Genomic DNA, 14865 nt, shown 5'->3' with positions numbered 1-14865 from the left:
ACACGAGGGAGTAATTGATGAAAGGAGTATGTATATGTCAGCCACATCATTTAATCCGATTCAACTACAACAAAATGCCATGACTTCAGCAAATCAGCCACTTGCTTTAAAGCAGGGACAAGTATTTCACGGTACCATTAAGCAATTATATCCAGATCAAATGGCAGAAATACAAGTAGGTAATCAAAAATTTATAGCGAAACTTGAAGTACCGTTAAAGACGGGTGATGCCCATTTCTTTCAGGTAACAGGAACAAATCCACAAACCGAATTAAAAGTGGCTACAGGACCAATGGCACAAGCATCTTCTCCAAATCAACAAATCAATCAGCTACTAGAATCCATGAATTTGCCTAAAACAGCAGAGATGCAGCAATTGCTAGGACATTTTATGAAGGAACAGTTACCTATTTCAAAAGAGCAATTAATGCAGGCAGAAATGTGGCTAAAGGCATTACCAGAGGGCATTTCAAAAGCGGATGCACTACAGGTCATTCAAAAAATGATAGAGCTTAAAATGCCAATGACGAATGATGTTTTTCAAGCCTTACTAAGTGGACAAAAAACATCTGGTATGGCGATGACTATGGATAATTTTGCACAGCTTTTAGCAAGGGATACTACTTTATCTGAAGTGCTTAAGCAAAATTTGATGCAGCAGGTACAAGCGATTGCTAAACCTTTTGAAATAGAAACAGGCAGTCTGATTTTAGCTAGAGCGATACAGAGCTTAACAAATGATGCTGCTGCGATGAGTGAAAAAATGCAAGCCTTAACAATTTTAAAGGAAGCAGGCATACTGCCACAACAAGCAACATGGCAAAACTGGACGAATATCAATGACCCTAAAGCGGCACAACCAATGCAGCAGGCTGGCCAAGTTGTACAAACGATCCTTGCATCAAAGCCTGAAAATGTAAGTCAGCTAATTGAACAGTTGAAATCATGGACAACCAACCAAAATTTCTTAACAAATGAACAAAAACTACAGCTCAATCAGTTAATGGATCGTTTTAATCAATTACCAGTATCGAAGCAAACATTAGAAATTTTTGCTAAACAAATGCAGGAGCAGTTAATAAAAGCGTTTGCTCAAAATACTGCTGATCGTTTATTTACACAGGATGCTAATGCATTGTCTAGCAAGGAACATTTGCTATCTCTTATAAGGCAAGAAGCGACGACTCCATTACAAAATGAAGCACTGATGCGTAACCTTGTTAAAACTAGTGTTGAATCACCGCAACCGATGATTCAACAAATAGTGACACAAGCTGATGCACTTGTACAAAATTCGGTGGATAGTAAGGCGATGCAGCATGCTCTTAAAACGGTGTTAAAAAATTTAGGGATTAGCTATGAGGCGACATTGGGGAACAAATCAGCAGATATACAAATGATTACCCATCAATTAAAGCCACAGCTCCACACATTATTGCAGGAAAGTAATATTACACCACAATTGAGAGAAGCGGCAGAAATGTTGATGACGCGTATGAATGGTATGCAGCTATCTTCAGGAGAAAATGGCCATCAACATCAGCTCATTATGCAAGTCCCGCTTGAATTTTTCGGCAAAAAGATGGATGCAACATTACAGTGGAATGGTCGCATGAAGGAAGATGGCAAAATTGATGCCAATTATGCACGCGTATTATTTTATTTACAGATGGCATCCATGCAAGAAACGGTAATTGATATGCAGGTTCAAAATAGAGTAGTTACAGTAACGATATTTAATGAAAATTCGGATATTCAGCCACTTGCGGAGCCATTAAAGGCTGCCTTGAAAATGGGATTGGCAGAAAAGGATTATCAACTATCAGGTGTTTTTATTAAACAATTTGACAAGGGGCAAACAGAAAAAGGAAGTACTGTAGTAGAACAGCGAGAGGAGCAGAGTGGGGTGGATATCCGCGTATGAGCGAAGAAAAATTTACTCGAAAAGAAGCAATTGCACTTACCTATAAACTTGGACAAATGGATAGTCCGACTGTTGTAGCAAAGGGAAAAGGGAAAATTGCCGAGAATATTTTGGCACGTGCAAATGAGCATAATGTGCCGATTTATGAGGATCCTAACCTTGTGCAGTTGCTTGGTCAATTAGATTTAAACGAGTCTATTCCAGAAGAATTATATCAGGCGGTTTCGGAGGTTTTTGCTTTTATTTATCGTTTAGATCAACAACATGCGAAAAAATACAGAAAAAACGAAGTATTCTGACTGTTTTGCAAGCTGTTTTAGTACACAAAATAGAAAAAAGCGTCATAATAAGAGAGAAAATTCGAACTAAAGACAAAGTGTAGACTTTATCAGAATGTTTCGTTAGAATAGTCTATGTTAGTAAAACAATTCTATGCAAATGTTTGATGGGAGGATGTATTATGAATATCCATGAATATCAAGGGAAAGAGATTCTGAGAAAATATGGTGTAGCAGTACCAAACGGAAAAGTTGCTTTTTCCCCTGATGAAGCAGTAAAAGTAGCGAAAGAACTTGGCTCAAACGTAACAGTTGTCAAGGCGCAAATTCATGCAGGTGGTCGCGGTAAAGCAGGCGGTGTAAAAATCGCTAAAAATCTTGACGAGGTGCGCACATACGCAAAAGAGTTATTAGGGAAAATTTTAGTGACTCATCAAACAGGTCCAGAAGGAAAAGAAGTAAAACGTTTGTATATTGAAGAGGGTTCTGATATCCAAAAAGAATACTATTTAAGTCTAGTATTAGACCGTGCCACATCTCGTGTTACGATGATGGGATCTGAAGAAGGCGGTATGGATATTGAAGAAGTTGCGGAAACAAATCCGGAAAAAATCTTCAAAGAAGTAGTAGATCCTGTAGTTGGATTAACAAGCTTCCAAGCACGTCGTATGGCGTTTAATATGAATATTCCAGCAAACCTTGTGGGGAAAGCTGTTAAATTAATGTTAGGCTTATATCAAGCATTTATCGACAAAGATGCATCAATTGTAGAAATTAATCCACTTGTAGTAACTGGACAAGGTGATGTAGTGGCATTAGATGCTAAATTCAATTTTGATGCCAATGCATTATATAGACATAAGGATATTGTCGAATTACGCGATTTCGACGAGGAAGATCCAAAAGAAATCGAAGCATCCAAATATGATTTAAGCTATATTTCATTAGAGGGTAACATTGGCTGTATGGTTAATGGTGCTGGTCTTGCTATGGCAACTATGGATACAATTAGCTATTATGGCGGTAGCCCTGCTAACTTCCTAGATGTAGGGGGCGGTGCAACAGCTGAAAAAGTAACAGAGGCTTTCAAAATTATCCTTTCTGATTCAAACGTAAAAGGCATTTTCGTAAACATTTTTGGCGGAATTATGAAGTGTAACATTATCGCTGAGGGTGTTGTAACGGCTGCTAAAGAAATCGGTTTAGCTGTGCCATTAGTTGTACGTTTAGAAGGTACAAATGTAGAACTTGGAAAAGAAATTTTAAATGCGTCTGGTTTAAACATCGTTGCAGCGGATTCAATGGCTGACGGTGCACAAAAAATTGTGGGACTAGTAGGCTAAGGAAGGCAGGGAGAGAACAATGGCTGTATTTATTAACAAAGATACGAAGGTAATTGTACAAGGGATCACGGGCGAAACAGCTCTTTTCCATACGAAGCAAATGCTTGAGTATGGCACAAAAATCGTAGCAGGTGTAACACCAGGTAAAGGTGGACTTGAGATCGAGGGAGTTCCTGTTTTCAATACAGTAGCAGAAGCTGTAGCTGCAACAGGTGCTACAACTTCAGTTATCTATGTACCTGCACCATTTGCGGCAGATGCAATTTTAGAAGCTGTTGATGCTGAATTAGAATTAACGATCTGTATCACAGAGCACATTCCTGTCCTTGATATGGTGAAAGTTAAACGTTATATGGAAGGTAAAAAGACTCGCTTAGTAGGTCCAAACTGTCCAGGTGTTATTACAGCTGATGAATGTAAAATTGGTATCATGCCAGGTTACATTCATACAAAAGGCCATGTAGGAGTAGTTTCTCGTTCTGGTACATTAACATATGAAGCAGTACACCAATTAACGCAAGCTGGTATTGGTCAAACAACAGCTGTAGGTATCGGTGGAGACCCTGTCAACGGTACAAACTTCATTGATGTTCTTGAAGCGTTTAATAATGATCCAGAAACTTACGCAGTAGTTATGATTGGTGAAATCGGCGGTACGGCTGAAGAAGAAGCAGCTGAATGGATTAAAGCAAATATGACAAAACCTGTTGTAGGCTTTATTGGTGGACAAACTGCCCCTCCAGGAAAACGTATGGGTCACGCTGGTGCGATCATTTCTGGTGGTAAAGGAACAGCAGCTGAGAAAATTAAAGCAATGAACGCTGCTGGTATCGAAGTTGCAGAAACACCTTCTGTCATTGGTGAAACATTGATTAAAGTAATTAAAGAAAAAGGGCTATACGAAAAGTGTAAAACCCATTAAAATGGAAGATGTAGCTATTGCGGCTACATCTTTTTCATTATTTACACGCTGCTATCATATTTCATGAAACAAATTCCTACTTACTTATGAAAAAAACGACAATTTTATGGCAGATGTATAAATAATGATGAAAAGTTGTGTTGCATTATCATGCGGTCATTTAATTTCTTCTATTATAAAGGAGGTTTATTGAATGATCCTTGCAGTAGATACACAGAGATTACTAGCTTTGCATTATATATACCCGTTACCTCTTCAGAAACTTCAACAATTATTGTCCCCGGTAAATATGTTAAGCTCTTTTGAAGACATTCATCATGATGAGATAGCGAAAATTCTACAAATATCGGCACAAAAAGCATATCAGCTCTCTCAAAGTTTTCGACAAATTATGATAAAACCTTTTGGTGCTGCGTATGCACAGGCCAATATTTTCCCCATACCGTTTTATCATCCATATTTCCCGGCGCAATTATTTGAAATATCCAATCCACCTACTGTATTGTATGTGAAAGGTCAGTATTCTTTGTTAACAAATAACAAACAGATAGCTATTATAGGCTCTAGGAAGGCTACAGCGTATTCTAAGAGGGCAATGGACCTCATAGTACCGCCTCTTGTTCAAAGTGGCTATACGGTCGTTAGTGGGCTTGCTAGAGGTGCTGATACAATGGCACATAGAGCAACAATTGATATGGGTGGTCACACAATTGCTGTACTTGGACATGGTTTTAATTATCTCTATCCAGCAGAAAATCAGATTCTTGCTAAACAAATGGCAGAGCACCAGCTATTAATAACGGAATATCCCCCTCATATGAAGCCTGAAAAATGGCATTTCCCGATGCGTAACCGAATCATTAGTGGTTTATCCCGAGCTTTAGTTGTGACAGAGGCTGCCCTAAAAAGTGGTACGCTTATTACGACAGAGCTCGCATTAGAGCAGGGGAAAGATGTATTTGTGGTGCCTGGACCTATTGATGCGACACAATCTAAGGGGACCAATCAATTACTTTTAGAAGGTGCAATTCCAGTCATGAATGGTCATCAAATCGTTGAAACACTGGAGCTCTTTTCTAACAAAAATTGAAAAAAAGTTGCATTATCTTAAAATCTGTTATACATTTTGCAACAGGTAACTTAAAAAAATTAGTAATAGACCTCGCTAAGGGGGAGACATAGATGGCGGATTATTTAGTGATTGTAGAATCACCAGCAAAAGCAAAAACGATTGAACGATATTTAGGAAAGAAATATAAAGTAAAAGCGTCGGTTGGACACGTACGAGATCTTCCACGTAGCCAAATGGGTGTTAGTGCAGAAAATAACTTTGAACCTAAGTATATTACGATACGCGGTAAAGGACCTGTTTTACAGGAATTAAAATCTGCGGCTAAAAAAGTGAAGAAAGTATATCTAGCGGCCGATCCAGACCGCGAGGGAGAAGCGATTGCTTGGCACCTTGCGACTGCGCTAAATATTGATATTCACTCGGATTGTCGTGTGGTATTTAACGAAATTACCAAAGATGCGATAATAGATTCCTTTAAAAACCCACGTCCAATCAATATGGATTTAGTAGATGCACAACAAACAAGACGTATTCTGGATCGACTTGTTGGCTATAACATTAGTCCGATACTGTGGAAAAAAGTGAAAAAAGGTTTATCTGCAGGTCGTGTACAATCTGTAGCGCTACGTATGATCATTGATCGTGAAAATGAAATTAAAAACTTTAAACCAGAAGAGTATTGGACAATTGAAGGAACGTTTGAAAAAGGTAAAAAAACATTTGATGCGCTTTACTATGGAAATGGTAAAGAAAAAATTAAATTAACAAATGAGGCACAAGTAAAGGCAATATTAAAAGATGTAAAAGGAACAAACTTTGATGTTGTCAATGTTACGAAAAAAGAACGCAAGCGTAATGCTGCACCAGCCTTTACAACATCTTCCTTACAGCAGGAGGCAGCAAGAAAATTAAATTTCCGAGCTAAGAAAACGATGATGCTAGCTCAGCAATTATATGAAGGTATTGATATTGGGAAAAAAGAGGGAACAGTCGGGTTAATCACCTATATGCGTACCGATTCCACACGTATTTCAGATACGGCAAAAGCAGAAGCGGTTACTTATATTGAAGGAAAATATGGCAAAGAATTTATTGCAACAGATATAAAACAAACGAAGAAGGCTTCGAATGCACAGGATGCTCATGAGGCGATCCGTCCAACGAGTACAATGAGAACACCAGAAGAATTAAAAGCAGTTCTTAGTCGTGATCAGTTACGTTTATATCGTTTAATTTGGGAGCGCTTTATCGCGAGCCAAATGGCACCAGCAGTTCTTGATACAGTAGCTGTAGATCTTCAAAATGGTGATGTACTATTTCGTGCAAACGGCTCACAAGTTAAATTCGCAGGCTTTATGAAACTATATATCGAAGGTACTGACGATCAAACAGAGGAGACGACAAAGCTTTTACCTGAGATGGCAATTGGTGATCAAGTAAAATCGCTCGAAATTGAGCCTAAACAACATTTTACACAGCCACCACCACGTTATTCAGAGGCGCGACTTGTTAAAACTATGGAAGAACTAGGCATTGGGCGCCCATCCACATACGCACCGACCCTCGATACAATTCAGCGCCGTGGCTATGTTGTATTAGATGCTAAACGCTTTATGCCAACAGAGCTAGGTGAAATTGTACATCAACTCGTACTAGAATTTTTCCCAGATATCATAAACATCGAATTTACAGCACAAATGGAACAAGATTTAGATGATATTGAAGAAGGCAACCGTCAATGGAAAAGTGTTGTGGAAGAGTTTTATACAGATTTTGAAGTGCATGTAAAACATGCAGATGAAGCTATGGAAAAAGTTGTGATTAAAGATGAGCCTGCTGGAGAGGATTGCGAACTTTGTGGATCTCCTATGGTCTTTAAACTGGGTCGCTATGGTAAATTTATGGCTTGCTCAAACTTCCCAGATTGTAGAAATACAAAAGCTATTATGAAACCAATTGGTGTAAAATGTCCTTCCTGTGAAACAGGCGAAATTGTGGAGCGAAAAAGTAAAACAAAACGTCTATTCTATGGTTGCAATCAGTATCCAGAATGTGAATTTGTATCATGGGACAAGCCAATTAGTAGACCATGTCCAAAATGTAATGCATTATTAGTAGAGAAAAAGATAAAAAAAGGTGTGCAAATTCAATGTACGAAATGTGACTATGAAGAAGCACCAACTCAATGATAGGAAGATGGTAAGAAACATGACTGAACAAGTAGTAAATGTAATAGGAGCAGGTCTTGCTGGTAGTGAAGCTGCATGGCAAATTGCAAAGCGTGGGGTAAAAGTAAGACTTTATGAAATGCGTCCAGTAAAGCAAACTCCGGCACATCATACTGATAAATTTGCAGAGCTTGTTTGTTCTAACTCATTGCGTGCAAATGGTTTAACAAATGCTGTAGGCGTTATTAAAGAAGAGATGCGTACGCTAGATTCGGTTATCTTAAAGGCAGCAGATCAGTGTTCAGTACCAGCTGGAGGTGCATTGGCGGTAGACCGTCATGAATTTGCGGGCTATGTGACAGAGACTGTGAAAAACCATCCACTTGTGGAGGTCATTCATGAAGAAGTCACAGAGATTCCTGAGGGTATAACAGTTATTGCTACAGGTCCACTAACATCAAAAGCTTTAGCTGAAAAAATTCAAGGTTTAACTGGCTTGGATTATTTATACTTCTACGATGCAGCAGCACCTATTATCGAAAAAGATAGCATAGATATGGATAAAGTTTATTTGAAATCTCGTTACGATAAAGGAGAAGCGGCTTATTTAAACTGTCCTATGACAAAGGAAGAATTTGATCGTTTCCGTCAAGCCTTGATCGAAGCAGAAGTTGTGCCATTGAAGGAATTTGAAAAAGAAATTTACTTTGAGGGTTGTATGCCGATTGAAGTTATGGCAGCTCGCGGAGAGAAAACCATGTTATTTGGACCGATGAAACCAGTTGGTCTTGAAGATCCAAAAACAGGAAAACGTCCGTATGCGGTTGTGCAACTTCGTCAAGATGATGCTGCTGGTACCCTTTACAACATTGTAGGCTTCCAAACTCATTTAAAATGGGGTCCACAAAAGGAAGTGCTACAGCTAATTCCAGGGTTAGAGAATGTAGAAATTGTACGTTATGGCGTCATGCACCGAAATACATTCATTAATTCACCAAAAGTTTTAGAAAAAACATATCAGCTTCGTGAGCATAAGAATATTTTCTTTGCAGGTCAAATGACGGGTGTAGAAGGATATGTTGAATCAGCAGGAAGTGGATTAATTGCAGGAATTAATGCAGCTCGTTTAGCACTTGGACAAGAGCCTATTATTTTCCCATTCGAAACGGCATTAGGCAGTATGGCGCGTTATATAACAGAAGCACAGTCGAAAAACTTCCAGCCGATGAACGTTAACTTCGGTATATTCCCTGAATTACCACCTGGTCGTCGTTCAAAACCAGAACGTGCGGAAATGCATGCAACACGCGCAATAAGCTCAATTCGCAATTTTGTGAATTCACAAACAATTTAATTGCAAAAAGCCTCTAAAAGTTGATATACTCTTAGAGGCTTTTTCTTTTTGTAGACAAAATGCTTAATTAGACGTATTTTATTATTTTGTATGAAGATTTTCTCAATTTATAACTAATTACACTTGCTATATTATGAAGATAGGTTTAGTGTCAGTATGTATGTTTATTAATGAAATGAAAAACGATACAAACTTGTAAGAGATGACAAAGAAATATTTATCCGTTATATTACAAGTGTCAGTCATTTGAGAAAATTATTAATAAATCATTGGTGGTGAATCTTTCCATGTTAGTTTCGTCCCAAGATGCACTCGAACAGTTCATGCTTTACATCCAAGTTGAAAAGAACTTCTCTGTTCATACAGTGCGAGAATATGAATCAGACCTGCTAGATTTTTTAACCTTTTTACAAAGAGAGGGCATCGATGATTTAGCGAGTGTTGAATATATACATGCACGTCTTTATGTAACAAAGTTGTACGATGAGAAAAGAGCAAGGGCCTCTATTTCTAGGAAAATTTCCTCGATACGCTCCTTTTTTCGCTTTCTAAATAGACAGTACGGATTAGATGACGGAGCATTTCGTTCTCTTTATCATCCAAAAAAAGAATCACGTTTACCCAATTTTTTCTACGAAGAAGAATTGAAGCAGCTATTTGATGCGAATACTGGTGATGATTTGAAATCATTGAGAAATATAGCTATATTAGAGCTGTTGTATGCGACAGGTATTCGTGTAAGTGAACTGACTTCAATCCAAGTAGGGGATGTAGATTTTCATTATTCGATTATACGGGTAATGGGAAAAGGTCGAAAAGAACGAATTATTCCATTTGGTCAATTTGCGAGTTTAGCAATGCAGGACTACATAGAGCAAGCTCGTCCACGATTGATGAAAAAAACTAGTCACCAGCAGTTGTTTGTCAATATGCGTGGTGGGGAACTTACTCCTCGAGGGGTACGTCATATTTTAAACGAAATGATTGACAAGGCCTCACTCCATACGAAAATTTACCCACACATGCTTCGCCATACTTTTGCCACACATTTATTGAATAATGGCGCAGATTTGCGGACAGTGCAGGAGTTATTAGGTCACTCACATTTATCTTCTACACAAGTTTACACACATGTAACAAAAGAGCATCTTCGTCAAACATATATGAATGCCCATCCAAGGGCATAATAGAGCTAAGGAGGAAGGCAGATGGGACAAATTCATGCGACAACGATATTTGCAGTTCATCATAACGGAGGCTGTGCCATGGCTGGTGATGGTCAAGTAACATTGGGAAATGCAGTTGTGATGAAGGGAACAGCAAAAAAGGTCAGACGTCTGTTTAATGGGCAGGTCCTTGCAGGTTTTGCAGGTTCCGTCGCTGATGCATTTACACTTTTTGAGATGTTTGAAGGCAAACTAAATGAGTATAATGGTAATTTACAGCGTGCAGCAGTGGAAGTAGCAAAGCAGTGGCGCGGTGATAAAATGCTTCGCCAGTTAGAAGCGATGTTATTAGTAATGGATAAAACGACATTGCTACTCGTTTCAGGTACAGGGGAAGTCATTGAACCGGATGATGGCATTTTGGCTATTGGTTCTGGTGGAAATTATGCATTATCTGCAGGTAGAGCATTGAAAAAATATGCAGGTGAAACAATGACTGCTCGTGAAATTGCTGAGGCGGCATTAGAAACAGCTGCTGAAATCTGTGTATTTACGAATCATAATATTATCGTGGAGGCGCTGAACTAATGACGCAAAAAAATTTAACGCCAAGACAAATTACTGAGCATTTAGATCGTTATATTGTTGGGCAGAATGAAGCTAAGCGCGCTGTAGCCATTGCGTTACGTAATCGCTATCGTCGTTCGTTGTTACATGAGGATATGAAGGATGAAGTTATTCCTAAAAATATATTAATGATTGGACCAACAGGTGTCGGAAAAACGGAAATTGCAAGAAGAATTGCTAAGCTTACAAATGCTCCTTTTGTGAAAGTTGAAGCGACAAAGTTTACTGAGGTAGGTTATGTAGGGCGTGATGTTGAGTCAATGGTACGTGACTTAGTAGAAGCCTCACATCGTCTAGTAAAGGAAGAAATGATGGAGTCTGTTAAGGAACAAGCAGAAGAATTAGCAAATGAAGCGATTGTGAAACTTTTGGTGCCTTCTTTACGTAAGAAACAGGCGATGCAAAATCCGTTTGAAATGCTATTTGGTGGTAAAGAGCAACCAACGACTGATGATTCTTCAACAGATGAGGTTGAAGTACGCTCTAAGCGTGCACAAATTGCGATTGATTTACGTAACGGTAAATTAGAAAATGAGTGGGTTACTGTGGAGGTAACAGAACAAAATCCATCTATTTTTGATGCGTTACAAGGAACGGGAATGGATATGTCTGCGAATAGTGGCATGCAGGATATGTTATCCAGTTTGATGCCGAAGAAACAGAAAAAACGTCGTGTACAAGTGAAGGACGCCCGTCGTATTTTAACAGTTGAAGAAGCGAATAAGCTGATAGATGCAGATGAAGTGGCACAAGAGGCTATTACTAGAGCTGAGCAAACAGGTATCATTTTTATTGATGAAATCGATAAAATTGCTAGTAAAGAAGGCAATTCTTCAGCAAATGTCTCACGTGAAGGTGTCCAACGAGATATTTTACCAATCGTTGAAGGTTCAACTGTTACAACGAAATACGGTGCGGTGAAAACGGATTATATGCTGTTTGTAGCTGCTGGTGCATTCCATATGTCGAAGCCGTCAGATTTAATTCCTGAATTGCAAGGACGCTTTCCAATTCGTGTAGAGCTTGAAAAATTAACAAAACAGGATTTTGTACGTATTTTACAAGAACCAGACCAATCACTTATTTTGCAATATAAGGCATTGTTAGAAACGGAAGGCGTGGAAATTCATTTCACAACAGATGCTATTGAACGAATTGCTGAAATTGCTACGGAGGTTAATCAGGAAACTGACAATATCGGAGCTCGTCGATTACACACGATATTAGAACGTTTACTTGAAGAACTATCGTTTGAAGCTTCTGAAATTGCACCAGCAAGTATCCCGATCAATGCTGCGTATGTAGATCAAAAACTTGCGGGTATAGTAAAAAACAAAGATTTGTCACAGTTTATATTGTAAGAAAAAGCTAATTAGTATCATTCAATAATAAAAACCTTTAGAATATTTAATAAATACTCTTCGGATTATTTATAGGAGGAACATATAATGAATTTATTAGAAAAAACACGTAAAATTAACTCGATGCTTCAAGCATCTGCTGGTAAACCAGTAAACTTTAAGGAAATGGCTGATACATTAGGCGATATTATTGATAGTAATGTCTATATTTTAAGTCGCAAAGGGAAATTATTAGGTATTTCAATTCACCAACAAATTGAAAATGAGCGTATGAAAAAAATGTTCGAAGAGAGACAGTTCCCAGAAGAATACACACATAGCTTGTTTACGATCTCTGAAACATCATCAAATTTAGATATTAACAACGAACATACTGCTTTCCCAGTTGAAAACAAAGATTTATTCCAAAACGCTTTAACAACAATTGTACCGATTGTTGGTGGTGGTGAACGTTTAGGTACATTAATCCTTGCTCGTTTATCTTCACAATTTGAAGATGATGATCTAATTTTAGCAGAGTATGGTGCGACAGTAGTTGGTATGGAAATTTTACGTGAAAAATCAGAAGAAATTGAAGAAGAAGCCCGTAGCAAAGCTGTCGTACAAATGGCTATTAATTCACTTTCATACAGTGAGTTAGAAGCAATTGAGCATATCTTCGAAGAACTTGATGGCAATGAAGGCTTACTAGTTGCTTCTAAGATTGCTGACCGTGTGGGTATTACGCGTTCAGTGATTGTCAACGCATTACGTAAACTTGAATCTGCTGGTGTCATTGAATCTCGCTCTTTAGGTATGAAAGGTACTTATATTAAAGTGCTAAACGATAAATTCTTAAATGCTTTAGCAGAAATTAAAATGAAATAAATACTTCTTTAAGAAGATTCTGAAAGCGTCTAGGGTAAAACTAGGCGCTTTTTTTTGTGTATTAGCCCGTGAGGGAGAAGATTTTTGTGCTTATTTTTTTGCCATAAGTACAAAAATGCTGATTATTGTAGGTTCTTATTTCTTTCTTCCTAATGCTGTTCAAAAAATCGTCACTACCTTTAGCATATAAAAATGTAATGTGTGTTACTTTAGAAGAATGGTGAAAAACTTGTTCAAATATGTGTCACATTCATAGGCAAAATATGCTTGTGTTGATTGAACTAGTAAAATGGGACCTTTATTTAGTCAATATTTATAAGGCGATAAAGCTCAGAAAAAGGCATATTTAATACAAAAACCGTAAACACTGTCGAAATGGTGTAAAATAACTAGATGTCTAATAACCTTTGATAAACCTTAGAGACATAAGGGATGCAGAAGTTTTGTCATGGTTATACATTAGAAAAAATAGGGCGGATAGACTATTAAAAAGTGACAAAAGACAATAGACACTAGGTATCATCTTAATTACAATTGTATTATTGGATAAATTAACAAGTACATAAATTGAAATAAAATGAGGTGAACAGTTTTGAATTTATTTGGTGGAACTATTAGTAGCCTGGAAAACGGACTTTCCTATGCAACTTTGAATCATAAAACAATCGCAAACAATATTGCGAATGTCGATACGCCTAATTATAAGGCGAAAAATGTTAGTTTTAAGGATATGTTGGTAGAACAGCAAAGTATGTCTATTTCCGCATATCGTACTGACAGCAGACATTATGATTTCACAATTCGACAATCTACGCCTGGCGTTAATAATGTTGAGAACTTGCGATATAGAAATAATGGCAATGCTGTAGATATGGATGCTGAGCAGGCAAAATTAGCAGAGAATCAAATTTATTACAATGCTTTAATTGACCGTGTTAATGGAAAATTAAACACATTGAATACCGTTATAAAGGGAGGTAAGTAATAGATGTCTATATTTCATGGGATGAATACCACTGCCTCTGCTTTAACAGCGCAACGATTACGAATGGATGTTATTTCTTCCAATATGGCAAATGTGGATACGACTCGTGCTCGTCAAGTGAATGGGGAATGGGAACCGTATCGACGTAAGTCTGTGACGTTCGCAGCACAAGAAGGACAATTCTCGAAATTTCTGAATGTAGCCCTTGGTAAAAATGCGAAAAGTGGTGTTGGCAATGGTGTGAAAGTTTCTCGAATTTCAGAAGATCAAGAAACACCTTTCAAACTTGTTTATGACCCAACTCATCCAGATGCAAATGCAGATGGTTATGTGAATATGCCAAATGTGGATCCATTGAAAGAGATGGTAGATTTAATGTCAGCAACACGTTCCTATGAGGCGAATATAACTGTATTTAACGCAAATAAATCCATGCTAACAAAGGCTTTAGAGATTGGTAAATAAATAAGTAGAAAGGAAGATACATAATGACTATTTCGTCCGTTTCGCTAATGACACCTACTCAGGTTGTAAATGAAACAAATAAACTCAATACAACACCTTATGAAGCGCAACAAAGCTTCGCGAACTCGTTAAAAGAAGCAATAGCCAAAGTAAATGATCAGCAAATAACTTCTGATAAATTTACTCAAAAGCTAATTAAAGGTGAAGATGTGGAGTTGCATGAAGTGATGATTGCTTCACAAAAGGCGAGCATTACATTAAACGCAACAATTGAAGTTCGCAATAAGGTGATTGAAGCTTACCAAGAAATAATGCGAATGAGTGTTTAATTTT

General features: G+C 37.8%; 14 protein-coding genes. All 14 read left to right on the top strand.

All coding sequences use genetic code 11. The features are described 5' to 3' along the window. Positions 1 to 34 precede the first annotated feature (34 nt). The 14 genes from MHI34_RS01965 to fliE all read left to right on the top strand — a co-directional run bounded on the left by MHI34_RS01965 (position 35) and on the right by fliE (position 14861). The gene (locus tag MHI34_RS01965; protein WP_330493452.1) at positions 35 to 1924 is read left to right on the top strand and encodes a hypothetical protein; all 1890 of its coding nucleotides are present in this window, start codon (positions 35 to 37) and stop codon (positions 1922 to 1924) included. Then, positions 1921 to 2223, top strand: coding sequence for an EscU/YscU/HrcU family type III secretion system export apparatus switch protein (locus MHI34_RS01960; protein WP_058843501.1), 303 nt, complete (start codon positions 1921 to 1923; stop codon positions 2221 to 2223). Before MHI34_RS01965 ends, MHI34_RS01960 begins: the two co-directional genes overlap by 4 nt. A 161-nt stretch (positions 2224 to 2384) precedes the next feature. After that, on the top strand, positions 2385 to 3545 hold the full coding sequence (gene sucC / locus MHI34_RS01955) for an ADP-forming succinate--CoA ligase subunit beta (RefSeq protein ID WP_036124767.1): 1161 nt from the start codon (positions 2385 to 2387) through the stop codon (positions 3543 to 3545). Positions 3546 to 3564: 19 nt separating this feature from the next. Next, complete coding sequence (sucD, locus tag MHI34_RS01950; RefSeq protein WP_054610302.1) at positions 3565 to 4467, top strand: succinate--CoA ligase subunit alpha; 903 nt, start codon at positions 3565 to 3567, stop codon at positions 4465 to 4467. A gap of 193 nt (positions 4468 to 4660) precedes the next feature. After that, on the top strand, positions 4661 to 5557 hold the full coding sequence (dprA, locus tag MHI34_RS01945) for a DNA-processing protein DprA (protein ID WP_036124762.1): 897 nt from the start codon (positions 4661 to 4663) through the stop codon (positions 5555 to 5557). Between the two features lie 92 nt (positions 5558 to 5649). After that, entirely contained in the window at positions 5650 to 7728 is a 2079-nt protein-coding gene (topA, locus tag MHI34_RS01940) for a type I DNA topoisomerase (protein WP_036124760.1), read from the top strand. 19 nt (positions 7729 to 7747) lie between these two features. Then, positions 7748 to 9061: an FADH(2)-oxidizing methylenetetrahydrofolate--tRNA-(uracil(54)-C(5))-methyltransferase TrmFO gene (gene trmFO / locus MHI34_RS01935; protein WP_058843502.1), complete on the top strand. Its 1314-nt coding sequence runs from the start codon at positions 7748 to 7750 to the stop codon at positions 9059 to 9061. 287 nt (positions 9062 to 9348) lie between these two features. Further along, positions 9349 to 10248: a tyrosine recombinase XerC gene (gene xerC / locus MHI34_RS01930; protein ID WP_036124756.1), complete on the top strand. Its 900-nt coding sequence runs from the start codon at positions 9349 to 9351 to the stop codon at positions 10246 to 10248. A 21-nt stretch (positions 10249 to 10269) separates the two neighbouring features. Next, positions 10270 to 10815, top strand: coding sequence for an ATP-dependent protease subunit HslV (gene hslV, locus MHI34_RS01925; RefSeq protein ID WP_036124754.1), 546 nt, complete (start codon positions 10270 to 10272; stop codon positions 10813 to 10815). Further along, on the top strand, positions 10815 to 12215 hold the full coding sequence (hslU, locus tag MHI34_RS01920) for an ATP-dependent protease ATPase subunit HslU (protein ID WP_036124752.1): 1401 nt from the start codon (positions 10815 to 10817) through the stop codon (positions 12213 to 12215). The genes hslV and hslU overlap by 1 nt, the downstream gene beginning before the upstream one ends. Positions 12216 to 12302: 87 nt before the next feature. Beyond that, positions 12303 to 13082 (top strand): GTP-sensing pleiotropic transcriptional regulator CodY, encoded by a 780-nt coding sequence (codY, locus tag MHI34_RS01915; RefSeq protein WP_004229266.1) that lies wholly within the window; start codon positions 12303 to 12305, stop codon positions 13080 to 13082. Positions 13083 to 13674: 592 nt separating this feature from the next. Continuing rightward, a complete protein-coding gene (gene flgB, locus MHI34_RS01910; RefSeq protein ID WP_036124750.1) occupies positions 13675 to 14067 on the top strand; it encodes a flagellar basal body rod protein FlgB in 393 nt (130 codons plus the stop codon). 3 nt (positions 14068 to 14070) lie between these two features. Further along, the gene (gene flgC / locus MHI34_RS01905; protein WP_036124747.1) at positions 14071 to 14532 is read left to right on the top strand and encodes a flagellar basal body rod protein FlgC; all 462 of its coding nucleotides are present in this window, start codon (positions 14071 to 14073) and stop codon (positions 14530 to 14532) included. A 23-nt stretch (positions 14533 to 14555) separates the two neighbouring features. Next, positions 14556 to 14861, top strand: a complete 306-nt coding sequence (gene fliE / locus MHI34_RS01900) for a flagellar hook-basal body complex protein FliE (protein ID WP_036124744.1) — start codon at positions 14556 to 14558, stop codon at positions 14859 to 14861. The last annotated feature ends 4 nt before the right edge of the window (positions 14862 to 14865 follow it).

The organism is Lysinibacillus sp. FSL L8-0126, from assembly GCF_038630385.1.
GTDB classification, from domain to species: Bacteria; Bacillota; Bacilli; order Bacillales_A; family Planococcaceae; genus Lysinibacillus; species Lysinibacillus fusiformis_D.
Note: the sequence above shows the minus strand (reverse complement) of the source record. Positions and strands in the feature narration are given on the sequence as shown.

Bases quoted from the DNA above. Each gene is read 5' to 3' on its own strand.
- topA (WP_036124760.1), top strand. From the start codon at position 5,650: ATGGCGGATTATTTAGTGATTGTAGAATCACCAGCAAAAGCAAAAACG.
- MHI34_RS01960 (WP_058843501.1), top strand. From the start codon at position 1,921: ATGAGCGAAGAAAAATTTACTCGAAAAGAAGCAATTGCACTTACCTAT.
- sucC (WP_036124767.1), top strand. From the start codon at position 2,385: ATGAATATCCATGAATATCAAGGGAAAGAGATTCTGAGAAAATATGGT.
- dprA (WP_036124762.1), top strand. From the start codon at position 4,661: ATGATCCTTGCAGTAGATACACAGAGATTACTAGCTTTGCATTATATA.
- codY (WP_004229266.1), top strand. From the start codon at position 12,303: ATGAATTTATTAGAAAAAACACGTAAAATTAACTCGATGCTTCAAGCA.
- MHI34_RS01965 (WP_330493452.1), top strand. From the start codon at position 35: ATGTCAGCCACATCATTTAATCCGATTCAACTACAACAAAATGCCATG.
- hslV (WP_036124754.1), top strand. From the start codon at position 10,270: ATGGGACAAATTCATGCGACAACGATATTTGCAGTTCATCATAACGGA.
- sucD (WP_054610302.1), top strand. From the start codon at position 3,565: ATGGCTGTATTTATTAACAAAGATACGAAGGTAATTGTACAAGGGATC.
- xerC (WP_036124756.1), top strand. From the start codon at position 9,349: ATGTTAGTTTCGTCCCAAGATGCACTCGAACAGTTCATGCTTTACATC.
- hslU (WP_036124752.1), top strand. From the start codon at position 10,815: ATGACGCAAAAAAATTTAACGCCAAGACAAATTACTGAGCATTTAGAT.
- fliE (WP_036124744.1), top strand. From the start codon at position 14,556: ATGACTATTTCGTCCGTTTCGCTAATGACACCTACTCAGGTTGTAAAT.
- flgC (WP_036124747.1), top strand. From the start codon at position 14,071: ATGTCTATATTTCATGGGATGAATACCACTGCCTCTGCTTTAACAGCG.
- trmFO (WP_058843502.1), top strand. From the start codon at position 7,748: ATGACTGAACAAGTAGTAAATGTAATAGGAGCAGGTCTTGCTGGTAGT.